The sequence below is a fragment of the Komagataeibacter medellinensis NBRC 3288 genome (genome assembly GCF_000182745.2).
In the GTDB taxonomy this organism is placed as follows: Bacteria; Pseudomonadota; Alphaproteobacteria; order Acetobacterales; family Acetobacteraceae; genus Komagataeibacter; species Komagataeibacter medellinensis.
In genome coordinates, this window is the sequence record NC_016027.1 from 2,280,931 (window position 1) to 2,305,666 (window position 24,736).

The 24,736-nt window shown below is 62.8% G+C and carries 23 protein-coding genes; 16 read left to right on the plus strand and 7 right to left on the minus strand.

Annotation, left to right across the window (positions count from 1 at the left end; translation table 11 throughout):
* The first annotated feature begins 90 nt into the window (after positions 1-90).
* The 3 genes from GLX_RS10645 to GLX_RS10655 all read left to right on the plus strand — a co-directional run bounded on the left by GLX_RS10645 (position 91) and on the right by GLX_RS10655 (position 2,864).
* Positions 91-1,743, plus strand: coding sequence for a fumarate hydratase (locus GLX_RS10645; RefSeq protein ID WP_014105974.1), 1,653 nt, complete (start codon positions 91-93; stop codon positions 1,741-1,743).
* A gap of 62 nt (positions 1,744-1,805) precedes the next feature.
* Positions 1,806-2,198, plus strand: coding sequence for a VOC family protein (locus GLX_RS10650; protein WP_014105975.1), 393 nt, complete (start codon positions 1,806-1,808; stop codon positions 2,196-2,198).
* A 183-nt stretch (positions 2,199-2,381) separates the two neighbouring features.
* Entirely contained in the window at positions 2,382-2,864 is a 483-nt protein-coding gene (locus GLX_RS10655) for a TM2 domain-containing protein (protein WP_014105976.1), read from the plus strand.
* 225 nt (positions 2,865-3,089) lie between these two features.
* Here the strand turns inward: GLX_RS10655 and GLX_RS10660 are convergent, their stop codons facing one another.
* Together GLX_RS10660 and GLX_RS10665 are read right to left on the minus strand one after the other, a co-directional pair.
* Complete coding sequence (locus GLX_RS10660) at positions 3,090-3,584, minus strand: kinase inhibitor (protein WP_014105977.1); 495 nt, start codon at positions 3,582-3,584, stop codon at positions 3,090-3,092.
* A 71-nt stretch (positions 3,585-3,655) separates the two neighbouring features.
* Entirely contained in the window at positions 3,656-3,883 is a 228-nt protein-coding gene (locus tag GLX_RS10665; RefSeq protein WP_014105978.1) for a hypothetical protein, read from the minus strand.
* Between the two features lie 177 nt (positions 3,884-4,060).
* Here GLX_RS10665 and queA point away from each other — a divergent pair, with 177 nt between their 5' ends.
* Genes queA through GLX_RS10690 form a run of 5 tightly spaced genes read left to right on the plus strand, consistent with a single transcriptional unit; the run spans position 4,061 to position 8,484 of the window.
* Positions 4,061-5,119 (plus strand): tRNA preQ1(34) S-adenosylmethionine ribosyltransferase-isomerase QueA, encoded by a 1,059-nt coding sequence (queA, locus tag GLX_RS10670; protein ID WP_014105979.1) that lies wholly within the window; start codon positions 4,061-4,063, stop codon positions 5,117-5,119.
* Positions 5,116-6,276: a tRNA guanosine(34) transglycosylase Tgt gene (gene tgt, locus GLX_RS10675; protein ID WP_014105980.1), complete on the plus strand. Its 1,161-nt coding sequence runs from the start codon at positions 5,116-5,118 to the stop codon at positions 6,274-6,276. The genes queA and tgt overlap by 4 nt, the downstream gene beginning before the upstream one ends.
* Positions 6,276-7,346 carry a tRNA epoxyqueuosine(34) reductase QueG gene (queG, locus tag GLX_RS10680; RefSeq protein WP_014105981.1) on the plus strand — a complete coding sequence of 357 codons (1,071 nt, stop codon included), beginning with the start codon at positions 6,276-6,278 and terminating at the stop codon, positions 7,344-7,346. The genes tgt and queG overlap by 1 nt, the downstream gene beginning before the upstream one ends.
* The gene (locus GLX_RS10685; protein WP_014105982.1) at positions 7,343-7,642 is read left to right on the plus strand and encodes a ribbon-helix-helix domain-containing protein; all 300 of its coding nucleotides are present in this window, start codon (positions 7,343-7,345) and stop codon (positions 7,640-7,642) included. The genes queG and GLX_RS10685 overlap by 4 nt, the downstream gene beginning before the upstream one ends.
* Before the next feature lie 26 nt (positions 7,643-7,668).
* The gene (locus tag GLX_RS10690) at positions 7,669-8,484 is read left to right on the plus strand and encodes a TerB family tellurite resistance protein (protein ID WP_014105983.1); all 816 of its coding nucleotides are present in this window, start codon (positions 7,669-7,671) and stop codon (positions 8,482-8,484) included.
* 92 nt (positions 8,485-8,576) lie between these two features.
* Here the strand turns inward: GLX_RS10690 and GLX_RS10695 are convergent, their stop codons facing one another.
* A complete protein-coding gene (locus tag GLX_RS10695) occupies positions 8,577-9,752 on the minus strand; it encodes an Mrp/NBP35 family ATP-binding protein (RefSeq protein WP_014105984.1) in 1,176 nt (391 codons plus the stop codon).
* Positions 9,753-9,971: 219 nt separating this feature from the next.
* Here GLX_RS10695 and GLX_RS10700 point away from each other — a divergent pair, with 219 nt between their 5' ends.
* From GLX_RS10700 to GLX_RS10715, 4 genes are all read left to right on the plus strand, one after another.
* On the plus strand, positions 9,972-11,129 hold the full coding sequence (locus tag GLX_RS10700; RefSeq protein WP_041247362.1) for an OpgC family protein: 1,158 nt from the start codon (positions 9,972-9,974) through the stop codon (positions 11,127-11,129).
* A 78-nt stretch (positions 11,130-11,207) separates the two neighbouring features.
* Entirely contained in the window at positions 11,208-12,773 is a 1,566-nt protein-coding gene (locus GLX_RS10705) for a DegQ family serine endoprotease (RefSeq protein ID WP_041247363.1), read from the plus strand.
* A gap of 5 nt (positions 12,774-12,778) precedes the next feature.
* A complete protein-coding gene (locus GLX_RS10710) occupies positions 12,779-13,894 on the plus strand; it encodes an FUSC family protein (RefSeq protein ID WP_014105987.1) in 1,116 nt (371 codons plus the stop codon).
* A 36-nt stretch (positions 13,895-13,930) separates the two neighbouring features.
* Entirely contained in the window at positions 13,931-15,394 is a 1,464-nt protein-coding gene (locus tag GLX_RS10715) for a mannitol dehydrogenase family protein (protein WP_014105988.1), read from the plus strand.
* A 12-nt stretch (positions 15,395-15,406) separates the two neighbouring features.
* Here the strand turns inward: GLX_RS10715 and GLX_RS10720 are convergent, their stop codons facing one another.
* Positions 15,407-15,952, minus strand: a complete 546-nt coding sequence (locus GLX_RS10720) for an N-acetyltransferase (RefSeq protein WP_050856119.1) — start codon at positions 15,950-15,952, stop codon at positions 15,407-15,409.
* An 81-nt stretch (positions 15,953-16,033) separates the two neighbouring features.
* On the opposite strand from GLX_RS10720, the gene GLX_RS10725 reads away from it, so the two are divergent.
* The 3 genes from GLX_RS10725 to mdoH all read left to right on the plus strand — a co-directional run bounded on the left by GLX_RS10725 (position 16,034) and on the right by mdoH (position 20,189).
* On the plus strand, positions 16,034-16,399 hold the full coding sequence (locus GLX_RS10725) for a winged helix-turn-helix domain-containing protein (RefSeq protein ID WP_014105990.1): 366 nt from the start codon (positions 16,034-16,036) through the stop codon (positions 16,397-16,399).
* Between the two features lie 110 nt (positions 16,400-16,509).
* Complete coding sequence (locus GLX_RS10730) at positions 16,510-18,015, plus strand: glucan biosynthesis protein (protein WP_041247365.1); 1,506 nt, start codon at positions 16,510-16,512, stop codon at positions 18,013-18,015.
* On the plus strand, positions 18,003-20,189 hold the full coding sequence (gene mdoH, locus GLX_RS10735; protein ID WP_014105992.1) for a glucans biosynthesis glucosyltransferase MdoH: 2,187 nt from the start codon (positions 18,003-18,005) through the stop codon (positions 20,187-20,189). Before GLX_RS10730 ends, mdoH begins: the two co-directional genes overlap by 13 nt.
* Before the next feature lie 163 nt (positions 20,190-20,352).
* On the opposite strand, the gene GLX_RS10740 is transcribed toward mdoH, so the two are convergent.
* The gene (locus tag GLX_RS10740) at positions 20,353-20,805 is read right to left on the minus strand and encodes a hypothetical protein (protein WP_014105993.1); all 453 of its coding nucleotides are present in this window, start codon (positions 20,803-20,805) and stop codon (positions 20,353-20,355) included.
* A 753-nt stretch (positions 20,806-21,558) separates the two neighbouring features.
* On the opposite strand from GLX_RS10740, the gene GLX_RS10745 reads away from it, so the two are divergent.
* On the plus strand, positions 21,559-22,875 hold the full coding sequence (locus GLX_RS10745) for an MFS transporter (RefSeq protein ID WP_041247366.1): 1,317 nt from the start codon (positions 21,559-21,561) through the stop codon (positions 22,873-22,875).
* A 277-nt stretch (positions 22,876-23,152) separates the two neighbouring features.
* On the opposite strand, the gene GLX_RS10750 is transcribed toward GLX_RS10745, so the two are convergent.
* Together GLX_RS10750 and hisC are read right to left on the minus strand one after the other, a co-directional pair.
* Positions 23,153-23,431, minus strand: a complete 279-nt coding sequence (locus GLX_RS10750; protein ID WP_014105995.1) for a hypothetical protein — start codon at positions 23,429-23,431, stop codon at positions 23,153-23,155.
* A gap of 137 nt (positions 23,432-23,568) precedes the next feature.
* A complete protein-coding gene (gene hisC, locus GLX_RS10755; RefSeq protein WP_014105996.1) occupies positions 23,569-24,639 on the minus strand; it encodes a histidinol-phosphate transaminase in 1,071 nt (356 codons plus the stop codon).
* Positions 24,640-24,736 lie beyond the last annotated feature (97 nt).

Consider the following 24,736-nt stretch of genomic DNA (forward strand, 5'->3'; position numbering starts at 1 on the left):
CCATCCGGGCGCGCCGGATGCGCCGGGCGCGCCCTGAACCTGAACGCCGCCACCCGGAAACAATCCGGGGGAACAGGCAGGAGACGTCCGTTGAATGTAACCGCACCCGCGCGCAAGCCATTTGTCTATGGCCCGCTCTTTCCGCTGCATGATGATGACACACCGTGGAAGAAACTGGAGATCGAGGGGATTACCACCTCGGTCCTCGGTGGCCGCACGGTGGTCCATGTCCGCCCGGAGGCCCTGACCGCACTGGCCGCCCGCGCCTTTAACGATGTGGCCCACCTGCTGCGCCCGGGCCATCTGGCGCAGCTTGCCAAGATCCTGAAAGATCCCGAGGCGTCGGAAAACGACCGTTTCGTGGCGCTGGACCTGCTCAAGAACGCCTGTATCGCGGCCGGTGGCGTGCTGCCCATGTGTCAGGATACCGGCACTGCCATCGTGTATGGCAAGAAGGGCCAGCGCGTGTGGGTGGATGGGAATGAGGAGGAAGCCTTCTCACGCGGGGTGTACGACACCTATACCGGCACCTCGCTGCGCTATTCGCAGATGGCGCCGGTTTCGATGTTCGAGGAAGTGAACACCGGTACCAACCTGCCGGTGCAGTTCCATATCTCGGCCACGCCGGGTGACTACCATGCCGAACAGATGGACCTCATGTTCATCGCCAAGGGCGGCGGGTCGGCCAATAAGACCTTCCTGTTCCAGGAAACCCGTGCCCTGCTGTCGGGCAAGGAAAACCTACTGAAATGGCTGGATGGCAAGATCCGCACGCTGGGCACCTCCGCCTGCCCGCCTTACCACCTTGCCGTGGTGATTGGCGGCATGTCGGCCGAACAGAACCTTGAAACCGTGAAGCTGGCCTCCACCCGCTGGCTCGACACCCTGCCGACCGAAGGCAGCGCGCATGGCCATGCCTTCCGTGACCTTGAGATGGAAGCGGAAATCCACAAGCTGACCCAACGCCTGGGGATTGGCGCGCAGTTTGGCGGCAAGTATTTCTGCCACGATGTACGCGTCGTGCGCCTGCCGCGCCATGGCGCGTCGCTGCCGGTGGGGATTGGCGTGTCCTGTTCGGCCGACCGCCAGGTGAAGGCCCGGATCACGGCCGATGGTGTGTTCCTTGAACAGCTTGAGACCGATCCTGCCCGTTTCCTGCCCGAAACCACGGATGATGACCTGGATGGGGAGGCGGTGCAGATCGACCTGAACCAGCCAATGGATGAAATCCGCCGTAAGCTGTCGCAGTATCCCGTGCGCACCCGCCTGTCCCTGACCGGCACGATGGTGGTGGCGCGTGACATCGCGCACGCCAAATTCCGCGAACGGCTGGAAAAGGGCGAGGGTCTGCCCCAGTACCTCAAGGATCATCCCGTCTATTACGCTGGTCCCGCCAAGACGCCCGAAGGCATGCCCACAGGCTCCTTCGGCCCCACCACGGCAGGGCGCATGGACAGCTATGTGTCCATGTTGCAGAAGGCTGGCGGGTCGTATGTCATGCTGGCCAAGGGCAACCGCTCCAAGGCCGTGCGCGAGGCATGCAAGGAATATGGCGGCTTCTACCTTGGTTCCGTAGGTGGACCTGCCGCCCGTCTGGCGCAGGACTGCATCCGTAAGGTCGAGGTGCTGGAATACCCCGAACTGGGTATGGAAGCGGTGTGGAAGATCGAGGTCGAGAATTTTCCGGCCTTTATCGTGATCGACGACAAGGGTAATGATTTTTATGATGGCCTGACCGGCTGAACGCCCCCTGCGGTGCGTCCGGCCTGCCTGTCGGGCCGGACAACCGGAGGTTGGAGAACGCCATGCGTTTTACCGTCGATCGTCTTGACCATCTTGTGGTGAGTGTCCGTGATCTTGAAATCTCGGCCTCATGGTTCCAGCGCGTGCTGGGCATGGAGCGCGAGGAATACGGGCGTAACAACCGTACCGCCCTGAAATTCGGCGGCCAGAAGATCAACCTGCGCCCGCATGGCGCGGAAGGCTGGACCACGGCAGAGGATGCGCTGCCGGGTACCAATGACCTGTGCTTTACCACCGCACTCAACAGTGGCGATGTAATTGAACACCTTGAACAGTGCGGCGTGCGCGTGACCGAAGGGCCGGTGGCCCGTCTTGGCGCACTGGGGCCGGTCACGTCCGTCTACTGCCATGACCCCGATGGTAACCTGATCGAGATTGCCTCCTATCAGGGATAGGAACGATTTCTTTTCAGGCAGGTGATGCAGGGAATGCCTGCTGGTTGTAGGTAGAGAAAACCTTAATTATTGTTTAATAAATCGGTTTATTTTTCTTGGATATGCCAGTCTACAACATCTTATACTTCTTTGTGCGATAATATAGGCTGGTCCTGACAGAAAATTTTAGAGAGAAAGAAAAATATGAAGGGCAGTGTTCTTAATTATGACCCGCAGAGTGGTACAGGGCTGATCAGTGGCAATGATGATCGGCGATACACATTTTCCGGCATGGATGTGCAATCCGATTTCAATGCCCTGTCAGTCGGGGCCATTGTTGATTTTACGCCCGAAGACAATATCGCAAAGTCCATTTTCATTATTGAACCACCCCGGTCGGCCAGCCTGAACATCAACCTTGGAGATGGGGCAAGGGGCGGCAAGTCCCGTATTGTGGCCGCACTTCTGGCGCTGTTCCTGGGTTCCCTGGGTATCCACAAATTCTATCTCGGGTACAACAGGGCTGGCGTGATCATGCTGGTCATATCGCTGGGTGGCTGGCTGATGTTCGGCATCCCGACGATGATCATAGGCTTCATTGCCTTTATCGAGTGTATTATCTACCTCATGAAGTCCGATGATGAATTCTATAATACCTATGTTGCACACAAGAAGGAGTGGTTCTGATTTCCTGAAGGGTGCAGCCGGGCTTGCCCTGCAGGCCCGGCAACCATGGCAACCGGCCCGGCCATATCATGGCGCGGGCCGTTTTTTTACGGGCAGGTCCGTATGGCCGGGGTGCCGCTGCCTGCGCCACAGGTGTGGGGCGCGACTGCCGGAACAGGAAGAATGTCATGGGCGCGGGTTGGGGTCATGTTCCGGCCTGTGCATGATATTTTCCGGCTTGCGCTACTATTTCGGCTTCCTGCCATACATGGCGGTCAGCGTGGCCGAGCCAAGGCGGTGCTGGTTGATGACAAAACCCACCATGGCGCCCGAGGCATCGTTGGGCAGTTCGATGCGTTCGATATCAAGCGCGTGGATGGTGAAGATGTAATGGTGCTCCGGCCCCGGCGGGGGGGCGGCACCGCCATATACGTTGCCGCCAAAGTCGGTACGCGTCATTTCGGCGGGTTCAGGCAGGTTGTTGTCACCTGATCCGGCCCCTGCGGGCAGGGATGATATGGTGGCCGGAATGTTGATCACCACCCAGTGCCACCAGCCCGAACCCGTGGGGGCATCGGGGTCATACAGGGTTATGGCAAAGCTCTTGGTTCCCGCAGGCGGGTCCTGCCATGCCAGTGGCGGTGAGATGTTGCCGCCGCAATACCCCATGCCTTCAAAGACCTGGGCTTCGGGCAGGCGGTCCCCATTATTGAAGGAACGGCTTGTCAGTGTGAATGTCATGTCGGTGTCCTGCTTTCCGCGCCAGGGCGGATCGGGGTCAACGGTGGCGGAACGGGTCTGACTGGTCAGTGTTACCAGTTTTGGCTGATCAGCCAGAATTCTTCCGATGTCAGGGTAATGGCCTGCTCACCGCTCTTGCTTTCGGCTGCGGCGCGGGCCAGGGCCTCGATGCGCTGGATCATCAGCGTCTTGCGCTGGTGGGTTTCATTGCGGTCCTTTTCCTCGACCGTTTCCAGCACGTGCAGCGCGGTCTTGCAGGCTTTGGCAATACGGACGGCATCAAGTGCGGCATAGGACATGGGTGTCTCTCCATAGGGTTTGTCCGCCCGGCATGGGGCGGGCGAAAAATTCCCGTGCGGGAATCGCTTCTGTCATTGTGGCTTCCCGCGCGGCTTCTGTCCAACCTCGGGCGGTATGCGGGCCACCCGCGCAGTTCGGGCTGGCAAGAGCGGTGGGGATTCCGTAAAGGGAGCCGCATGACGGACCTGGTTTCTGATTTCGACTTCACCCTGCCTCCCGACCGGATAGCCGACCACCCGGCCCGCCCGCGTGACAGTGCGCGGCTGCTCGATGTGCCGGTGAATGGCCCGGTCATGGACCGCCATGTGCGCGACCTGCCGGGCTGCCTGCGCGCGGGTGACATTCTGGTCGCCAATGATACGGCGGTCATTCCCGCCCAGCTCTCGGCCATGCGGGGGGTGGCGAAGGTCGGCATCACGCTCGACCGTATCCTGCCCGATGGCACGTGGCATGTGCTGGCCCGCAACGCCCGCCGCCTGCACCCCGGTGATACGCTGACATTTGGCGCAAGCCCGGTCACGGCAGAAGTCATCGCACGCGGGGATGCGGGTGACGTGACCCTGCGCTTCAGCGTGGAAGGGCCAGCGTTCGACCAGTTCTTGCATGATGCGGGCCAGCTTGCGCTGCCACCCTACATTGCCCGCCCCGAAGGTCCGACCGAACAGGACCGCAAGGACTACGCCACCATCTTCGCCCAACATCGCGGTGCGGTAGCCGCCCCCACGGCGGGACTGCACTTTACACCCGGTCTGCTGGCCGGGCTGGAGCGTGCTGGTGTGCTGCGCCAGACGCTTACGCTCCATGTGGGGGCGGGCACCTTCCTGCCCATGCGCAGCGAGCAGATCTCTGCCCACCACATGCATGCCGAACGCGGCACCATCACCGCGCATGCTGCCCAGCGCATCAATGCGGCGCGCGCAGCGGGGGGGCGGATCGTTGCCGTGGGCACCACGTCGCTGCGTCTTCTGGAAAGTGCGACGGATGAGCACGGCATCGTGCATCCCTTCCATGGCGAGACCGCCATTTTTATCAAGCCCGGCTACCGTTTCCGTGCGGTGGACATGCTACTGACCAATTTCCACCTGCCGCGCTCCACGCTGTTCATGCTGGTCTGCGCTTTTGGCGGCTACCACCGCATGCAGGCGGCCTATGCCCATGCCATGGCGCAGGGCTACCGTTTCTATTCGTATGGCGATGCCTGCCTGCTGCATCGCAGTGAGGGAGACCTGCCATGACCGCATTCCGCTGGCGGCCCGAAGCCCGCAATGGCCATGCCCGCGCGGGCTGGCTCGATACCGCGCATGGTAGCGTGGCGACCCCCACCTTCATGCCTGTGGGCACGGTCGGCACCGTCAAGGCCATGACGATGGACAGCGTGCGCGCCACGGGGGCGGGAATCGTGCTGGGCAATACCTATCACCTCATGCTGCGTCCGGGGGCGGAGCGGGTGCGTGCGCTGGGTGGCCTGCACCGCTTCATGGACTGGCCCGGCCCGATCCTGACCGATTCGGGCGGGTTCCAGGTCATGTCACTCGGCCCGCTGCGCAAGCTGGACCCCGATGGCGTGACCTTTCGCTCGCATATTGATGGATCAAAACACCGCCTGACGCCCGAGCGTTCGACCGATATCCAGCACGCGCTCGATGCCACCATCAGCATGTGTTTTGACGAATGTCCCGCGCTGCCCGCCGCCCCCGAGGTGATTGCAAGATCCATGCGCATGTCCATGCGCTGGGCCGAGCGTTGCCGCACCGCGTTCATCCAGCGCCCCGGCTACGCGCAGTATGGCATCATCCAGGGCGGGACCGAGCCGGAACTGCGGGCCGAGAGCGTCAGGGCGCTGACCGGAATCGGGTTTGAGGGTTACGCCATCGGCGGCCTTGCGGTGGGCGAAGGGCAGGAACTCATGTTCGCCACCCTCGATTCCACCGTGCCACTGATTCCCGATGCCAGCCCGCGCTACCTGATGGGTGTCGGCACGCCAGATGACCTGCTGGGTGCGGTGGAACGTGGCGTGGACATGTTCGACTGTGTCATGCCCACGCGGGCGGGGCGTACGGCACGCGCCTATACCGAGCGTGGTACGCTCAACTTGCGCAATGCCCGCCATGCCACCGATTCGCGGCCCATTTCGCCACATTGCGACTGCCTGGCCTGCTCGCGCCATAGCCGCGCCTACCTGCACCACCTGTTCCGTGCCAATGAAATCCTCGGTCCCATGCTGCTGACATGGCATAATCTTGCCTATTACCAGTGCCTGATGCGCGGGATGCGGGCGACCATTGTCGATGGCACGTTCGCAGCCCATGCCGAGCACCTGCGTACGCAGTGGGCGATGGATGACTGGAGCGGTGATGAAATGCCCTATCCCGACTTTCCACCGGTGCCCTGATGGCGCGCGCGGCCGCTGGTCCCGCAGCCCTTGCCGCGCGCATTGCGGAGCACGCGCGCACGCTGGGGTTTGACGCGGTGGGCTTTGCCCCGGCCCGGCTGGATGATGGCGCCCGCGCCCGCCTTGCGGCATTTGTGGAAAACGGGTTTGCCGGCAGCATGGGCTGGATGGCCCAGCGCATGGAACAGCGTGGTGATCCGCGTGGCCTGTGGCCCGAGGTGCGTAGTGTGATTGCCCTTGGCCTGAACTACGCGCCTGAAGGCGACCCGCTGGCCACGACCCGCGTGCCCGATGCAGGCAACATCTCCGTCTATGCCCGTAATCGCGATTATCATGATGTGGTCAAGGGCATGCTCAAGCACCTGGCACAGTTTGTGGTCAATGCAGGACGCAGGCAGGGCTATGATGGGGCGGAAGTGAAGGTGTTTGTCGATACCGCCCCGGTCATGGAAAAGCCGCTGGCGCAGAATGCGGGCCTGGGCTGGCAGGGCAAGCATACCTCGCTGGTTTCGCGCCAGCATGGCAGCTGGCTGTTTCTGGGCGAGATCTATACCACGCTGGACCTGCCGCAATCCGCGCCTTCGGGCGGGGGGTGTGGCACCTGCACGCGCTGTCTCGTGGCGTGCCCGACCGATGCGTTTCCCGCACCTGGCGTGATGGATGCGCGGCGGTGTCTGTCCTACCTGACCATCGAGAACCGCGGGCCGATCCCTCACGCGTTCCGTCCCGCCATGGGCAACCGCATCTATGGCTGTGATGACTGCCTTGCCGCCTGTCCGTGGAACCGTTTTGCACAGGCCACCCGACACATGAAGCTGGCCGCGCGGGAGGATCTGCGCGCGCCTGCGCTACATGAACTGGCGGCGCTGGATGACAGGGGCTTCCGCAGCCGCTTTTCCGGCTCGCCCGTCAAGCGGATCGGGCGGGACCGCTTCGTGCGCAACGTGGCGGTGGCCATTGGCAATAGCGGGCAGGCCGCCCTGCGTCCCGCCGCTGCCGCCCTGTGCGCCGATCCCGACCCTGTGGTGGCGGAGGCGGCGCAATGGGCGGTGGCGCGCCTGCCCCGATGAGCACGCCCGGTCCCCTGCCGCTGCCCACCCAGCGTGGCGCGCGCCTGTTGCGCAAGCGCAGCCTAAACCTGTCGGGCCACCGCACCAGCGTGGCTCTTGAGCCGGAGTTCTGGTGTGCCCTGCACCTGATTGCGCAAACGCGTGGCCTCACGCTGGTGGGGCTTGTGGCGCAGGTGGATGGTGCCCGCCCGCCTGATCGCCCGCTGGCCTCGGCCCTGCGGGTGGAGGCATTGCGCGAATGGATGCCTGACCTGCCGGAAATGGCTGGTACCAACAGGGAAGATTGGTTGGGTTGAATGCCCATCCGTGCTAGCAGTGGGGCATGGCAATCTGGGGTAAACTTTTTGGTGGCGTGGCGGGGTTCGCGGTTGGCGGCCCCATGGGCGCCGTTGTGGGCACGGCGCTGGGGCATGCGGCGGACAAGGGTTCCCTGCTTGAAACCCCGGTAGGCGGCTGGACCGACCGCTGGGGCCCCCGGCTCAATGCCGACCCCAACGGGGCCGCCACCTTCATGGCCGCCAAGATGGCGGCGGCCATGGGCAAGCGTGACCAGCTGTATGGGCTTGTCATCATCATCCTGTCCGCCAAGGTGGCCAAGTGCGATGGCGCGGTGAACCGGGCCGAGATCGATGCCTTCAAGCGCCGCTTCAACCTGCCACCTGAGAACATGAAGGAAGTTGGCCGCCTGTTTGACAGCGCGCGCCAGCGCACGGACGACTACAGGGCGTTTGCCACCGAACTGGGTCGTGCGTTTGCCAACAAGACTGGCATGCTGGAGGAGGCGCTGGCCTCCCTGTTTGTGATTGCGCGTGCCGATGGTGAGATCAACGCGCAGGAGGAATCTTTCCTGCGCGGGGTGCACAAGGCCTTCAATCTCAGCCCCGGTGCATGGGACCGCGCGCGCGATGGCGGTGCCCGCCCCGGTGTGAGCGAGGTGGATGCCTATGCCGTGCTGGGTGTCGCCCGTGACACCAGCGATGAAGAAGTGCGCGTGGTCTGGCGCCGCCTTGTGCGCGAACACCACCCCGATGTGTTGAGCGCGCGGGGCGCCACCCCTGCCCAGCAAGCGCAGGGTGCTGCCCGCATTGCCCGGATTAATGCGGCTTGGGACCGCATCAAGCGCGACCGGAAGCTGTAAGCCACTAAAACATAAAGAAGTTTTTGACGAAGCCTTTTTAAAAAGCTTCAAGGAACACCGCCTTTTTGAAAAAAGGCGGCACCCAAAAACTTTTATCTTTTTTCGGTAGCGGTTTTGGACTTCTTATCCAGCAGTCGGCGCAAAGCGCCCGCCACGGTATGCGCCAGCGCGCGATAGGCCTGGCCTGCCGCACTGTCGGGGGCGGCGATGACAATGGGCGCACCCGCATCGGCGCTGGCGCGGATATCGGCCAGCAGCGGGATCTCACCCAGGAAGGGCACGCCCATCTTTTCTGCTTCCGCCCGTGCGCCACCATGGCCGAACAGTTCGGTACGATGGTTGCAGTTGGGGCAGCAGAAATATGACATGTTCTCCACCATGCCCAGTACCGGCACGTTCATCTTCTCGAACATGGCAATGCCGCGCCGGGCATCCAGCAGGGCAATGTCCTGTGGGGTGGAGACGATCACGGCACCAGCCAGCGCGGTCTTCTGCGCCAGAGTCAGCTGCGCATCACCCGTGCCGGGTGGCATGTCCACCACCAGCACGTCCAGCGCACCCCAGTCCACATCACCCAGCAGCTGGTTGATCGCCCCCATGACCATTGGCCCGCGCCAGATCATGGCCTTGCCCTCATCCACCAGCATGCCGATCGACATGGCGCTGATGCCCCATTTATGCGGTGGGATCAGGCGGCTGTCCCGCACTTCGGGCTGATCGCCCATGCCCATCATGCGCGGCAGGGAGGGGCCGTGCACGTCCGCATCCATCAGGCCGACCTTCAGTCCTTCCAGCCCCAGTCCCACGGCAAGGTTTACGGCGGTGGTGGACTTGCCCACCCCCCCCTTGCCCGATGCCACGGCAATGACCACACCCACGCCAGCAGGCAGCGGACCAGTGGCAGTTTTGGGCGCGCCACCACCCAGGTTGAGCGGGCGGTGACCGCCGCCCGCGGGAGCCGGTGCGGCGGGTGCTGGTGCAGGCGCCGGGGTGGCGCGGTGCGCGGTCAGGATCACGCTGGCACCCGTGCTGCCGGGAACTGCGTGGGCAAGGGCCTGTTCAAGTTCGGGCAGGAGTGCTTGCAAGCGCTGCGCGTGGCTGCGTTCGGTCGCGATGGCCACATGCAGCACGCCATCGCGCACCATGAAGGCATCCAGCCTGCCCAGGTCGGCCACGCAGGCTGCGCCATCGGGTGTACGGACGTGCCGCAGCACGTTTTCTATTGTTGTCCGCTCGGGGGTTGTCCGCTCGGTGCTGGTCATTGTCATGCACTCCCTGTTCTGGCGCCCATGCGGGTATAGAAGGCGGGGGGCAGGGTGGTCGAGTCATGAAACGAAAACCTCGCCGCCATGCTGCTCCTGCGGGGCATCCCTGCCCGGTGGGAATGGCTTTCGGGCAGTTTTGCTGCTTTACGCTGGGCAGACAGCCCCGCAGGTTCCGGACCGGGACTGCATCATTCTTGCCGACAGGATCATTACGGAACCATTATGGGTAATTCCCCTCTGCCACAGGCACCCCACCGGCGTGACCACAGAATCGATGCACTGCGGGGCATGGCACTGCTCATGATGTGTATCGACCATATTCCACAGGATGTGCTCAACCGCTTTACCATGCGCAACATAGGCTTTGCCGATGCGGCGGAGGTGTTCGTGCTGCTGGCGGGCTATGCTTCATGGCTGGCCTACGGGCGGGCCTTTGGCAAGAAGCCGGCGGGTACGGTACTGGGGCGGATCGGGCGGCGGTGCTGGCAGCTTTATGTGTACCAGATGGTGATGGTGGTCGTGTGCATCGCCACCATCCGCATATGGCGGCATTTCTGGCCGGTGCCGGTTGATTTTCTTGAGCCGGAACTGGCGCACGGGCTTGATGCGGCGTGGCGGGTGCTCTCGCTGCAGGCGTTGCCGGGCAACCTGAATATCCTGCCGCTCTATATCGTGCTACTGCTCGGCTTTGGGCCGCTGTTCGTGCTGCTGCGCGGCGTGGGCACGCCGGTGGTGCTGGGTCTTAGCGCTACGGTGTGGCTGGTGGTCAATTTTGACCCGCGGCTGAACTTTCCCAACTGGCTGGACCCTGATGGCTGGTATTTCGACCCGCTGGCCTGGCAGTTCCTGTTTGTATTGGGGGTGTGCGCAGCCCGTGTTGCGGGACAGCACGGGGGCAGCCTGCCGCGTGTGCCGGGGCTGGCGTGGGTGTGTGGGGGGTATCTGGCGTTTTCCGCCGTGCAGTCCTTTCCATGGACGGACTGGGGGCTGGCGGACCTGCGGCTGCTGGCCATGGCGGTGCCGGACAAGATGATCCTCTCGCCATGGCGGCTGCTTGATGTGCTGGCGCTGTTCTACCTTGTCCAGTCATCGGGGCGGGCAACGGCGCTGGCCGCGACAAGGGGCGGCCAGCTCATGGCGCTGTTCGGTCGCCATTCGCTGGAAATCTTTACCGCCGGCACCCTGATCGACCTGTATGCGCGCCTGGCGCTGACCAGTTTCGGCACCGGCTGGACCATGCAGGTTGTGGTCAATGTGGTGGGGTTTGTCGTGCTGCTGGGCGTTGCGCGTAACCGCGAGCGTGCCCGCCAGGCCGCGCGCCAGTCACGGCCCGCCCACGGTGGCGCGGTGCCGCCGGGTGTGCCGCTGTGCCGGAACTGACGTGGCGGTTTCCGCGTACATGAAGGGCGTGATATAGGTGCTCCGTCCCGATCCCGTTCAGCAGGATATATGAGCCCCATGTCCCTTCGTGTCGCTGCATTTTCCCGATCCTGCCTTGCCGTAGGGCTGGCCACGGCGCTGGGGGGGCATGTCGCGCAGGCGGCCGACCCGGCACCCGCGCCAGCACCGGCCGCCGCAACGCCGATGCACCTGCCCGGTGAGGGGCGCAACATGCCCGACAGCTTTGCCGACCTTGCGGCAAGGTTGCTGCCCGCCGTGGTCAATGTCTCCACCACCGAGATGGTCCGCCCCGGCGAAGAGGATGGCGATGATGGGGATGACGGCGACAACACGCCGCAGGTGCCCAATTTCCCCGAAGGCTCGCCGTTCGAGAAATTCTTCCACGATTTCATGAACCGCCAGGACAGTCCCAACGCGCCCCCGCGCAAGATGCAGGCGCTGGGCTCGGGTTTCATCATCGACCCTTCAGGCGTGATCGTGACCAACAACCACGTTGTCCGCCATGCCGACCAGATCACCATCACGCTACAGGACAATACCGTGCTCAAGGCCCGCCTGTTGGGCCATGACGACCGCACCGACCTTGCCGTGCTGAAGGTGGACAGCCCCAAGCCACTGCCTGCCGTGCCCTTTGGCGATAGCGACACTGCCCGCGTAGGTGACTGGGTGCTGGCGATCGGCAACCCGTTTGGCCTGTCGGGCACGGTTACGGCGGGTATCGTCTCCTCGCGCGGGCGCAATATCGAGCAGGGGCCGTATGATGACTTCATCCAGACCGATGCGCCCATCAACAAGGGCAATTCCGGCGGGCCGTTGTTCAACCTGCATGGTGAGGTGATCGGCATCAATACCGCTATCTTCTCGCCCTCGGGCGGGTCGATCGGCATCGGCTTTTCCATCCCCTCGGCCGAAGCGCAGGGCATCATTGCCCAACTGCGCCAGCACGGCCGGGTCACGCGCGGGTGGATTGGTGTGCGGATTCAGGACGTGACGCAGGAAATTGCCGATGGCCTTGGCCTGAAAAGCGCCCATGGCGCGCTGATCGCAGGCGTCGAGCCCAAGGGCCCGGCCGCAAACGCCCACCTGCAGACCGGCGACGTGATCCAGAGCCTGAACGGCAAGGATATAGATGGTCGTGCCCTGCCGCGCCTTGTGGCCGAATTGGCGGGTGGCAGCGTGGCCCACCTGGGTATCTGGCGCAAGGGCCAGCAGATGAACATCAACATCACCATCGGTGCCCTGCCCGAGGAAAAGACCGACAAGGCCGACAATGCCCACCCGGCGGCAAAGAACCCGGCACAGGGTAGCATGACCGTGGCAGGTATGGGCTTTACGGTGGGCGAGATCGATGACATTGCACGCCAGAAATACAACATGGCCGAGGGGCAGAAGGGCGTGCTGGTAACCGGTGTGACCGATGACAGCCCGGCCGCCGAGCGTGGCCTGCGCCCCGGTGATGTGGTGACCGAAGTGCAGCAGGCCGCCGTCAATACGCCCACTGACCTGCGCCGCCAGCTTGATGCGGCCCGCACCCAGCACCGCAAGACCGTACTGTTTCTGGTGCAGAATGCCGATGGCCTGCGCTGGGTGCCCTTTCCCCTGCCGGAAGGTAGCGGGCACTGAGCCGTATGCATGAACGGCTGAAGAACCTGCTGCTTTCCATTACGCGACGGGGTACGTGGCGGCAGGTCGTGCGGATGAACGTCTCGCTCATCCTGTCGGGCATTGTCGCCACCATCATCCATCTGGATGAACCGGTCTGGGCGCTGATCACATCGGTCATCGTCATAACCCAGACCCGGCTTACCCAGACGCTTTCCACCGGGCGTGAGCAGATCGTGGGCACGCTGATCGGGGCTGCGGCAGGCATGTCCGCCATTGCGCTTGAGCAGTGGTACGCGCTTTCGGTTGGCATGGTGTTCTGGGTCATGCTCATGCCGTTGGCGGTGTTGGTGGCCCTGCGGCCCAAGATGCGGGTGGCCATTGTCACGCTAATGGTCGTGCTGCTGTTTCCGGCCACGGGGGAGCCGTTTTCAAGGCCGCTGCAGCGTATCGCCTCGATCATGACCGGCGTTGTGGTGTCGTTCGCTGTCTCTTTTTTCGTGCTGCGCAACGAGGCGCGACGCGAAGTGCTTGCCAATGCCGCAAGCCTGCTGCGCCGCCTGGCCGATTTCGTGGCTGGGGCGCTGCACCAGCACCCCGACCACGATGCGCTGGCCACGGTGGACGGGATGTGCCGCTCCCTGCTGCAGGATATTAATGACGGCGTGCAGGAAGCCGAGGTCGAACATCCCACATCGCTTGCGCGGCATGATCCGCTGGTGGCGCGCCTGCCGGGGCTTTTGCGGCGGATCCGTTCGGATGCCATTTTCATTGGTCGCGCGGCAGTGGAGGGCGAAACCGCCCGCATGGGCGATACCCTTGCCGATGAGCGCGACATGCTGGTCAAGGTGCTGGGCCAGATGGCCACGCGCTGCGACCAACTGGCTGCCACCCGGCGCGGCAGGTCGGTGGCGGATGATGATATGTGCGTGATCCTGGACCAGTTGCAGCCGCCGGGGGAACATTGGACCCCCGTCATGCGTTTTGCCATCGGCCTGTTGCATGCCGACATGCGACTGGCCATACGCAACATATGGTCGGATGGGCAGACGGATGACGGGCCATTCCCGCTCGTGGCCCATCCGGTGCTGGCCGAGACCGCGTTCGTGCCCATTACGCCGGGCAACAGCGTTGAGCGGTAGATGGAGCGGCCAGGGTAACACAGTGCAGGAGATACCATGCTGAAGGAAACCACCCTCAACCACCTTCCCACCAACATTCGGGCACCACAGTATAGACGGGAAGATGTGAGTGTAGGGATTGTCCACTTCGGTGTTGGGAACTTCTTTCGCGCGCATGAGGCATGGTATGTGGACCAGTGCCTGGCTCTGCCCGGCCAGTCCGGCTGGGGTATTGCGGGCGTAGGGCTGAATGGCGGCAGCCGGGGTGCTGCCAAGGCCCGTGCATTCCAGCAGCAGGACGGCCTGTATTCCCTGACCGAGGTCGCGGCCGATGGCGCACGCACGGTCTCCATCATCGGGGCGCTGCGTGAATACCTGCTCGCCCCCGCCGACCCCGAAGCCGTGCTGCGCCGCCTGGCTGACCCCGAAACCCGGATCGTGAGCATGACGATCACGGAAGGTGGCTACAATATTGATGAGAAAACCGGGGAATTTCGGCTCGATACGCCAGCCGTTCAGGCCGATCTGGCCAATCCGCGCCGTCCCGCCACCGTGTTTGGTTATGTAGTGGAGGGCCTGCGCCGCAGGCGCGAGGCCGGGGTGCCAGCGTTTACCGTCATGTCGTGCGACAACCTGCGCAGCAATGGTCATATCGCTCATACAGCCTTCGTGGGCTACGCCCGCGCGCTGGCCCCGGACCTGGCTGCGTGGATCGAGGCCAATGTCACCTTCCCCTGTTCCATGGTGGACCGCATTACCCCCGGTGTGGATACGGCCACCCGCAACGCGCTGAATGAAGCCAGCGGACTGGACGATGACCTGCCCGTTCTGGCCGAGGATTTCAGCCAGTGGGTGCTGGAGGACAAATTCTGCAACGGTCGCCCCGCGCTGGAAAAGGCGGGGGTGCAGTTCGTTGATGACGTGGCGGGCTACGAGCAGGTGAAGGTGCGCATGCTCAATGCATCGCACATTCTGCTGGGCGCTCTGGGGCTGCTACTGGGCTATCGCTATGCGCACGAAACGGTGGAGGACGCGGATCTGGAGCGCTTCGCCAACGCCTACTGGACTCTTGATGCCATACCCCAGATCGATGCCCCCGCAGGCGTTGACCTTGATGCCTACCGCCAGCGCCTGCTCAGCCGTTTTTCCAACCGGGCGGTCGCCGATACGCTGTTGCGTATCTGTAGCGATGGCGCATCCAAGGTGCAGGTGTTCTGGACCGACACCGTGCGCCGCTCACTTACCAGCGGGCATGATCTGGAGCGGATTGCCTTCGGTATCGCGGCCTATCTGGAAATGCTGCGGGGCCGGGATGAGCGTGGCGAAACCTACAGCCCCATCGAACCCACGCTGGATGCTGACCAGATTGCGCTGGCCGCTGCCGATGACCTTGCGGCCGGTCTTGCCCTGCCTGCATTCGATGGCTGGCGGGACATGGATACGACCGAATTGGACGCAGCGGTGGTCCGCGCACGCCGGGCTATCCGTGATCAGGGTGTCAGGGCCAGCCTGCCGCGCTGAAGGGTGCTCCCTTCATGTGCTGGTCAACTCGCGGCGCATGGGGCAGGCATCCGCCCCGTAGGTGGCGGTAATGGCGGGTGGGATGCCGGGTGTGGGCGTAAAGCCCAGATGCGCCCAGACCGGCCCCGCGCCTTCGGTTGCAACCAGTGCCAGCCAGCGCAGCGCGCGCGCGCATGCCAGACGTGTCATGATTTGTAATGCGGCATGCGTGGCCCCCAGCCCGCGCAGGGCAGGAAGGATCGCTATGTCATGCAGGTACCAGCAGTCAGGCCGTGCTGGCAGGTGGTGCAGGTATGTATCCAGCGCTGGGGGCGTTGCCATCCGCCAGGGATGGCTAAGCATGTATCCCCCAGCCTTTCCCTGCGCATCGGGCAGGATCAGGCAGCCTTCGGGGCACAGCCTGCGGCGTTCATCGAGCACGTCCGTCCGTTCGGGGCAGCCGGGGTGCAGATGGCCTGCCAGCGCCACGACCGCCTCCAGGTCCCCGGCATTCATGGGGCGCCATTCAGGTAAAAGCGGGTCTGTCCGTGTTGCGGGCGGGGGTATAGAGACGTTCATGATAGGAAAATCCGTTCCAGATAACATCGTTTCCGGTAGAAGGGGGTAATGGTATAGCTGCTGGCGGGAGTATAAAACACCATGACGGAAATGCGTCTGACATTACGGCTGGACGCCAATGGCACGCCATTGCTCGGCCATGGCAAGATTCGGTTGCTGGAACAGATCGGGGCTACGGGCTCCATTTCCGGTGCTGCGCGGGCCATGGGCATGTCCTACCGGCGGGCATGGCTGCTGGTTGAATCGATGAACACTGCCTTCGTGCGCCCGTTGGTAGCCGCACGCCCCGGCGGTGGGGGCGGGGCCGGCCTCTCGGCGGAGGGGGAGGCAGTGCTGCGTCTGTACCGCGAGATCGAGCAGGCGACCCGTAACGCTGCCCACGGCCCGCTTGAGACATTGGCGTCCATGTGTTCACCACTGCCTTCACAAAGCCACGAGGCGCCCTGATCACGGTCATTGTGCTGGTCCCTGTACCCGCAGGCAGGTCGTGATGTGTTCCTGATGCCTGACCAATAAGAAATAAACTGGAGTTTAATTCGGTGTTACGACGTGATTTCATGAAGGCGGGAACGGCACTTGGTGTCCTGTATGGTGCCGGTACCGTGCCCGTGCGAACTGCCCGCGCGGCACAGAGCGCCAATTTTGATTCGGCAACCGTGCGCACACTGGCGCACCAGCTCTCGCAGCAGCCTTACCAGCCGCCTTCCCAGACATTGCCTTCTGCACTGCGTAACCTGAATTTCGACCAGTATAATTCCATTGCCTTCCGCTCCGAACAGGCCCTGTGGCATGGCGAGAACCTGGGCTTTGATGTCGAGTTCTTTCCGCGTGGCTATCTGTACGCACCCCGGATCGATATGAACGAGGTGATTGATGGCCAGTCGCGCCCCATCGCCTTCAATGCCGACATGTTCACCTATAACGATCCCGCCCTGCGCGTGAGCGAGGATATCGGGTTTGCGGGCCTGCGGCTGCGCGCGCCGATCAACACGCCGGGTGTGATGGAGGAGTTCTGCGTCTTTCTTGGCGCTTCCTATTTCCGTGCCGTGGCCAAGGGACAGACCTATGGGCTGTCCGCGCGTGGCTTTGCCGATGGCACCGGCGACCCGACGGGTGAAGAATTCGCCCTGTTCCGCGCCTTCTGGTTGGAAAAGCCCAAGGCAGGCGTGGACAGCGTGGTTATCCATGCCCTGCTGGACAGCCCGTCACTGGCCGGTGCGTTCCGCTTTACCATCCGGCCGGGCGAGACAACGGTCTTTGATGTCCAGTCTTATCTCTACCCGCGCAAGGCAATTGCGGAATCCGGCATCGCGCCCCTGACCGGCATGTTCTATTTCGATGCGAATGATCGCACGCGCGTGGATGACTGGCGCCCCGCCGCCCATGACAGCGAGGGCCTGTCCATGTGGACCGGCAGCGGCCAGCAGTTGTGGCGGCCGCTGCGCAACCCGCGCGACCTGCAGTTCTCTGCCTTCAGCGATGTAAGGCCGCATGGCTTTGGCCTGATGCAGCGCAAGCGCGCCTTCACTGATTTCGAGGACGTGTCGTTGAACTATGAAAAACGGCCCTCGCTCTGGATCGAGCCGATCGGGGACTGGGGGAGCGGTGCGGTGGATCTGGTGGAAATTCCCACCCCCAATGAGGTGAACGACAATATCGTCTCCTTCTGGCGCCCGCAGGAGGCGCTGGCGGCAGGGCATGAATATGTGTTTACCTACCGCATGTACTGGGGGTGGGACACGCCATGGCCCACCAGGCTGGCCCGCATTGTGGCCACCCGCGTGGGGGCGGCGACTGATGATTCGCATACCCGCTTCTTCGATCTCGACTTTGTCGGCACGCCGTTCGACAAACTGCCCGACAACCCGCATTTCCACCTGCAATGCCGTACGTCCGCAGGTGAGATCCGCAATGTGGTGGTCGAGCCGGTACCCCCCATCCATGGTTGGCGCAGCACGTTCGAGTTCGCACCCGGCGATGCCAAGGTGGCGGAACTGAACTGCGTGTTGGCAGATGACAATGGTCCCGTATCGGAAGAATGGGTCTACCGATGGACACCGTAGCGGCCAGCGCCCCATCCGAACCGCCCCCTGCGGGCAATGCCGGGACCGATACGCGGCTGCCACAGGGCTGGAGCGCGCTGCCGCGCCCAGCCCCGCTGGAGATGCCCGTCCATGCGCTGGAGGACGCACCCGACCTGCATGGCCGCGCGCGCGTGCCCTCTACCGAATGGCAGCTGATCGGCCTGCGCCGCCTGCTGGTCATCGGTGGCGCCCTGGCCATGACCGGGGCTGCCGGTTACGAGATGGACCTGGTGTTCAATGCCGTACAGCGCTCGGTTGCGGGTATGGTGATGCTGGTGCTGTTCATCCTGTTGTTCATGTGGATCGCGCTGGCCTTTACCTCTGCCGTAGCAGGTTTTTTTTCCATGCTGGCTGGTGGCGGGCTGGGTCTTGGTATTGCGCGTGGCGGCTCGCTGCCACGCCTGTTGACCCGCACGGCGCTGCTCATGCCGACCTATAACGAGGACCCCGGTCGTGTCATGGCGGGCCTGCGTGCCACCATCGACAGCCTTGCCGCCACCCGGCAGGAGCGCGCGTTTGACGTTTTCATCCTGTCCGACACCACCGATCCCGATGTGTGGGTGGCAGAGGAGGCGGCCTATATGGCCCTGTGTCGCGCCACGGGGTGGGGCGGGCGACTGTTCTACCGCAGGCGCGCGGCCAATACCGACCGCAAGGCGGGCAACATAGGCGAGTGGGTGCGCACTTATGGCGCGGCCTACCAGCAGATGATCACGCTTGATGCCGACAGCGTCATGTCCGGTGACGTGATCGTGCGGCTGACTTCAGCCATGGAGCATAATCCCGGTGTGGGGTTGATCCAGTCGCTACCGGTGATTGTAAACGGGCACACCCTGTTTGCCCGCATGCAGCAGTTCGCGGGCCGTGTGTATGGGCCGCTGATTGCCCATGGCATTGCCTGGTGGCACGGCTCGGAAGGGAATTACTGGGGGCATAACGCAGTCATCCGCACCGCAGCCTTTGCCGAACAGGCAGGCATGCCGCACCTGCCGGGGCGCAAGCCCTTTGGCGGCGCGATCATGAGCCATGACTTTGTGGAGGCGGCCCTGATGCGTCGGGGGGGCTGGGCCATTCATATGGTGCCCGCCCTGAGCGGATCATATGAAGAAAGCCCGCCTTCACTGACCGATATCGCCATCCGTGACCGACGGTGGTGCCAGGGCAACCTCCAGCATGCCAAAGTGGTCTCAACGCGCGGGTTGCACTGGGTCAGCCGTATGCACATGCTCATGGGCATCGGCTCCTATGTTACGGCGCCGCTGTGGCTGATCTTTCTGCTGGTGGGTATTCTCGTGTCATTGCAGAGCCGCTTTTACAAACCGGAATATTTCGGTGATACAAAGCTGCTCTATCCGCACTGGCCGCATGTTGACCCGGTGCAGGCGGAATACATGTTCATCGGCACCATGGGCGTGCTGCTGGCCCCCAAGGTACTGGCCTACATCCTGCTGCTTGTTGATGGCCCGCTGCGGCGCGGCTGTGGGGGCGGGATCGCGGCGGGGGCCTCCATACTGGTTGAAACGGTGGTGGGTGGCCTGCTGGCGCCTATCGCCATGCTGATCCAGACCGGTGGCGTGCTGTCGATCCTGCTGGGTCGTGATTCCGGCTGGAATGCCCAGCGGCGTGATGCGGGGGGACTCCAGATTGCACAGAACGTGCGGCTGTACATGCTCCATACCGTACTGGGCCTGATGCTGGCGGGGGCTGCGTGGAGTGTCTCGCTACCGCTGTTTTTGTGGATGCTGCCGGTCACTCTGGGGCTGGTCTGCGCCATTCCGCTGGCGGTGCTGACGGGTAGCGCTGCCGTGGGGCAGGCCTTCCGGCGCGCGCGCCTGCTGCTGATCCCCGAGGAGACGGCCCCCCCTGCCGTGCTCTCGGCGGCCGTAGCTTATATGGGCCAGATGGCTGGCCACCCCGTGCAGGAAGCCATTGCCGCCCTGCGGGCGCGCACGGGGCTGCTCAGGGTACATGAAATCATGCTGCCACCGCCGCGCCGGCCGGGTGGCCCGATCAATCCTGCACTTCTGGTCGGGCTGCTTAAGGTGCGTGAGGCGCCAGACCTGGCCACTGCCGTGCGCGAACTCAACCGCGCAGAGAAATCAGCCGTACTGGGCAATGCGGAGGGGTTGCAACTGCTTGCGCGCTTGCCCTGACAGCCTGAGAGGCTGGGGAACAGGGCGCATTTTCCGGTAAGTCTTTTCCCGGAAAATTCAGGGAATGTCGCCTTTTTGGAAAAAGGCGATACCCAAAAAATTTTATTATTTTCATCACTGCTGTGTTTCCTGGCCCTGGCCAGGATGCGCGTGCCTGTCCCCGTCAGTCGGAGGAGGTGCCCTGCGGGGCGGTGACGGCTTCTTCCCCTTCATCAGACCCGTCCACTGACATGATCGAATCCAGCGCGTCGCACAGTTTTTTCTGGTTGCTGCTGGCGAGTTTGCCGGGATTGGCGCACAGCTTGGCTGCATCGGGTACGCAGGACTCTGTTGCGTCCTCATAATCCGATTCCATCACGTCATGCGCCAGTGACAGGTTGGGGTTGTGTGCCTGCTCACTGGCCTCCTCGATCACCTTTTCCATCTTGTGTAGGTCATCAAGCTTGTCCAGGCAGGGCTTGCTGGCCAGGTCCGGCTTGAGGCGCAGCACATCCATCGCGCGCTGTACCTTCTGTGTGGCCAGGCTCTGGCCATGGGCCGTAGCACTCAGCAGCGCGGGTGAGAGCAGCAATGCAACCGGCAGTGCGGCGAGGCGTAGAGACAGGTTGATGTTCACCGTGACCGTTCCGTTTGTCCATGTTCGGCATGGGTGGATGCCGCAGGCGGGGCCTGGCCCGCACGCGGGCGGGTGCCCGACCGTGCGGCAGAGGCGGGGTGCCGACTATGGCAGGAACCACGGTTGCGCGAAAGATGGCCTGTCTGGGCGATGCATGCTCCGTATGCATAAAAATACGTCCTTAAAAATCCTTATATAATCAGGAAAAAATCCAAATCGTGCCAAAAATTTGAAAATTCCCTTACACTTACGCCAGTCTTGCAGTATAGATTATCCAAGTTGAATATATTTTTCGTGCTTTGGCGGAGGTTGGAAACTATCTCATTATTGTGAAATCGTTCGGAATCGCAACGATTTTGTATATTTAGCCAAATTCTGGTCTGTCTGGTGACGGAAGATCACGTGATTGTGCCGCTCTGTTGCGTACGATCAGGTGTTTTTTCATCATATTGTTATGAAAGTTTCACCTGAAGGTGGATTTTCCTGCCGGATTGCCAATTCTGGCCGGTAACATGTCTGAGGAAGCAGGTTTGCCAGGCACCATGCGCTGGCGTTTTGGCGCTGGGGCCATCGCCGTTTCCGCATTCTGTAGCCGGTCCGGGTGATTGCACGCCCGACCCTGTTGAAACTGAGGTTCCGCACTGGTGTTTCCGGAAAGCCGGACTGTGCGGACGCAGCCTGCATCGACGCTCCGCAATGAGGTGGAGCCCCTCAACTTCGTGTCGGCTGCCTGTGAAAGAGGAGTATCTCCCCTTGAAACAGACAGACAATCTGTCCGAATCAACGTCCCTTGCTGACCGGCTGGGCATTCCCGCACCCTTGTTCTGGGGGTTCGTGGGCCTGCTGTTCTTCATGATCGGCGATGGTGTCGAAGCCGGCTACCTTGCCCCCTATCTTGAAGGCCAGGGCATTTCATCGCGCGACACAGCCCTTCTGTTTACCATCTATGGCGTGACTGTCTCGCTGTCCTCATGGGCATCGGGGCCGCTGTCTGACCTGTGGGGCCCCAAGCGGGTCATGTGGATCGGCCTTGCCATCTGGGGTGTGTTCGAAATTCTGTTCCTGACCTTTGGCGTGGCGGTCAACAGCTATCCCATCATGCTGGCGGCCTACACCATGCGTGGTTTCGGCTACCCGCTGTTCACCTACGGCTTCCTGGTGTGGATCGCGGCCGCAACGCCACCGCGTCAGCTTGGCTCGGCCGCAGGGTGGTTCTGGTTCGCCTTCTCCGGCGGCCTGCCCACGCTGGGTTCGCTGTTCGCCAGCTTCTCCATTCCGCTGATCGGCGAGATGGCAACGTTCTGGTCTTCGCTGGGTCTGGTCATGTTCGGTGGCCTGCTGGCGCTGCTCATGACGCGGGAGCCAATCGGTTCCAGGCGCCTTGCCCCCGTTGGTACGAAGCCCGGCATGATTTTCTTCAGCTCGATCAGCATCCTGTGGCGTGAGCCCAAGACGTTCGTGGCCATGATCGTGCGTACCATCAATACGTCGTCCGAATATGCGTTCCTGGTGATCATGCCGGCGTTCTTCACGAAGGTCATCGGCTTCTCGCTGTCGCAGTGGCTGCAACTGCTTTCCATCATCTTCCTGTCGAACATTCTGGTGAACCTGGTGTCCGGTATTACGGCGGACCGTCTGGGCCATCGCACCGTGGTTGCCCTGTTTGGCTGCATTGGTGCCGCGATCACGGTGCCGCTGTTCTACTACGTGCCGCAGATGTTCCCCGGCAACTTTGGCATCGCTGCCGCCATGGGCGCGCTGTATGGGGCGACCATCGCTGCCTTCGTGCCGCTGTCCGGCCTGGTGCCGCAGATTTGCCCGAAGGAAAAGGCGGCTGCCCTGTCCGCTTTGGGCCTGGGCGCGGGTGCCAGCACATGGGTTGGCCCGGCCATCGTGACGTGGTTCGAATCCTGGCGTGGGATCGAGGGGATCATCTGGATCTTCTCCGGCCTGTATGTCGCTTCCGCCGTGATGACGCTGGTGCTGACTGTCTCGCCTGAAGCGCGCCGCCATCTGAATGAAGCCGCAGCGCGCGGTGACATTGCAGAGGAAGTGACGCTGGGACACTGATTTTCCCGAACATTATGCAGACCATCCTCGGATAGTCCGTAAAAAGCGGGCCTGCTGGCAACAGCAGGCCCGCTTTGCATTCGTGGCCGTACCCCGTCAGTAAGGGTATTGTGAAAAACAGATCGTACGGAAGTTTTTGGTGAAGCTTTTTTCAAAAAGCTTCAGGGAATGCCGCGTTCCTGAAAACAGGCGATCCCCGCTCAAGCGCCCGTCATGACACTAGGTATGAAAAAAGGCCGGAACCAAGGGTCCGGCCTTTCCTGTAGCAGGGGATGTATCAGATCCCGCGTTCGGGCCGCCTGCGCGGGTTGCGTGGGCGCTCGGCAGTGTTGCCGCCAGAGGGGCCGCGCCGTTCATCGGCCTTGAGTGCCGGGGCCGCACTCACTTCGCTTTCAAGCTGGCGGATGCGCTTCTGCACGCTTTCGCGGAGAGTGGGGGCGGTATGCGATTTCATGGAGGCCAGCGTCTCGCGCAGGTCGCGCAGTTGCTTCTGCTTTTCGGCAAGTGTGCGACGGATCGGCTGGTTATCGGACATCTGTCCGTGGAATGCGCGCATGATTGGGTATCCTGTGGACCTCGGGTCCAGGAAATGAGTTGTCTACTGTCAGTTGGAAAGAGGATCAGCGCGTACCACCTTCCCCGCCTGCCTCACAGGGCAGGCCGGGCAGGCCGGGTACGGGATGAACCGGGGTGTTAAACCCCGTTCTGCGCAAGCACGTCAGCCAAGCCGTCCGTAAGGGCCTGACATTCGGCATCCGTGCCAATGGTGATACGAAGCCACTGTGCAATGCGCGGGGCCCGGAAATGACGCACGATGATCGCCCGTTCCCTCAGGGCGGCGGCGAGATAGGCGGCATCACGATCCGGGTGGCGGACAAATATGAAATTTGCCCGCGAGGGCAGGACCTCAAACCCCATCTTTCCCAGGCTGTCGGTCAGCCTGTTACGAGAGTTTATGATCTTCTCGCGGGTTTTGGCAAGCCATTCCCGATCCTCGATGGCGGCAATGGCACCAGCCTGCGCCAGACGGTCCAGCGGATAGGAATTGAAACTGTCCTTGACCCGGGTCAGGGCCGCGATCAGGTCCGGCTGGCCAATGGCGTAGCCCACCCGCAGCCCAGCCAGTGCGCTGGATTTGGACAGGGTGCGCACCACCAGCAGGTTGGGGTGGTTCGCCACCAGGGCAATCGCCGTTTCCGCGCCAAAATCGACATAGGCTTCATCCACGACCACCACGGCATCGGGGTGGTCGTCCAGCAGGGTACGGATGGCACCCAGCCCCAGTGCTATGCCGGTGGGCGCATTGGGGTTGGGGATGATGATGCCGCCGCACGGCCTGCGGTAATCCGTAATATCGATTCGCATGGCCTCATCCAGCGGCACGACTTCGTGACGGATGCCATACAGCCCGCAATAGACGGGGTAGAAGCTGTAGCTGATATCGGGGAACAGCAGCGGTGCCTCATGGTTGAGCAGGCCCTGGAAGGCATGGGCCAGTACCTCGTCCGAACCATTGCCCACAAAGATATGATCGACCGGCACGCCATGGGCCCTGCCGATGGCGGCGCATAGGGCATGGGCCGTTGGGTCGGGATAGAGGCGCAGCGTGTCATCCGTTACCGTGCGGATGGCTTCCAGCACGCGGGGCGAGGGGCCGTACGGGCACTCATTGGTATTGAGCTTGATGAGGTTGGCTACCCTAGGCTGCTCTCCCGGCACGTACGGGGTCAGGGTGTGCACGATCGGGCTCCAGAAACGGCTCATCAAGCGGAATTCCACGTTATCAGGGTCAGCAGGGCCACGCGGCCAGAGGGGCGCGGGGGAGGAAAGGGAAGCAGGGGGGGAGCGGAGCGGCCCGCGC

Bases quoted from the DNA above. Each gene is read 5' to 3' on its own strand.
- GLX_RS10725 (WP_014105990.1), top strand. From the start codon at position 16,034: ATGACGGAAATGCGTCTGACATTACGGCTGGACGCCAATGGCACGCCA.
- GLX_RS10715 (WP_014105988.1), top strand. From the start codon at position 13,931: ATGCTGAAGGAAACCACCCTCAACCACCTTCCCACCAACATTCGGGCA.
- queG (WP_014105981.1), top strand. From the start codon at position 6,276: ATGGCGCGCGCGGCCGCTGGTCCCGCAGCCCTTGCCGCGCGCATTGCG.
- tgt (WP_014105980.1), top strand. From the start codon at position 5,116: ATGACCGCATTCCGCTGGCGGCCCGAAGCCCGCAATGGCCATGCCCGC.
- GLX_RS10720 (WP_050856119.1), bottom strand. From the start codon at position 15,952: ATGAACGTCTCTATACCCCCGCCCGCAACACGGACAGACCCGCTTTTA.
- GLX_RS10695 (WP_014105984.1), bottom strand. From the start codon at position 9,752: ATGACAATGACCAGCACCGAGCGGACAACCCCCGAGCGGACAACAATA.
- GLX_RS10650 (WP_014105975.1), top strand. From the start codon at position 1,806: ATGCGTTTTACCGTCGATCGTCTTGACCATCTTGTGGTGAGTGTCCGT.
- GLX_RS10665 (WP_014105978.1), bottom strand. From the start codon at position 3,883: ATGTCCTATGCCGCACTTGATGCCGTCCGTATTGCCAAAGCCTGCAAG.
- GLX_RS10685 (WP_014105982.1), top strand. From the start codon at position 7,343: ATGAGCACGCCCGGTCCCCTGCCGCTGCCCACCCAGCGTGGCGCGCGC.
- hisC (WP_014105996.1), bottom strand. From the start codon at position 24,639: ATGAGCCGTTTCTGGAGCCCGATCGTGCACACCCTGACCCCGTACGTG.
- GLX_RS10705 (WP_041247363.1), top strand. From the start codon at position 11,208: ATGTCCCTTCGTGTCGCTGCATTTTCCCGATCCTGCCTTGCCGTAGGG.
- GLX_RS10730 (WP_041247365.1), top strand. From the start codon at position 16,510: ATGAAGGCGGGAACGGCACTTGGTGTCCTGTATGGTGCCGGTACCGTG.
- GLX_RS10660 (WP_014105977.1), bottom strand. From the start codon at position 3,584: ATGACATTCACACTGACAAGCCGTTCCTTCAATAATGGGGACCGCCTG.
- GLX_RS10700 (WP_041247362.1), top strand. From the start codon at position 9,972: ATGGGTAATTCCCCTCTGCCACAGGCACCCCACCGGCGTGACCACAGA.
- GLX_RS10750 (WP_014105995.1), bottom strand. From the start codon at position 23,431: ATGCGCGCATTCCACGGACAGATGTCCGATAACCAGCCGATCCGTCGC.
- GLX_RS10710 (WP_014105987.1), top strand. From the start codon at position 12,779: ATGCATGAACGGCTGAAGAACCTGCTGCTTTCCATTACGCGACGGGGT.
- queA (WP_014105979.1), top strand. From the start codon at position 4,061: ATGACGGACCTGGTTTCTGATTTCGACTTCACCCTGCCTCCCGACCGG.
- mdoH (WP_014105992.1), top strand. From the start codon at position 18,003: ATGGACACCGTAGCGGCCAGCGCCCCATCCGAACCGCCCCCTGCGGGC.
- GLX_RS10690 (WP_014105983.1), top strand. From the start codon at position 7,669: ATGGCAATCTGGGGTAAACTTTTTGGTGGCGTGGCGGGGTTCGCGGTT.
- GLX_RS10655 (WP_014105976.1), top strand. From the start codon at position 2,382: ATGAAGGGCAGTGTTCTTAATTATGACCCGCAGAGTGGTACAGGGCTG.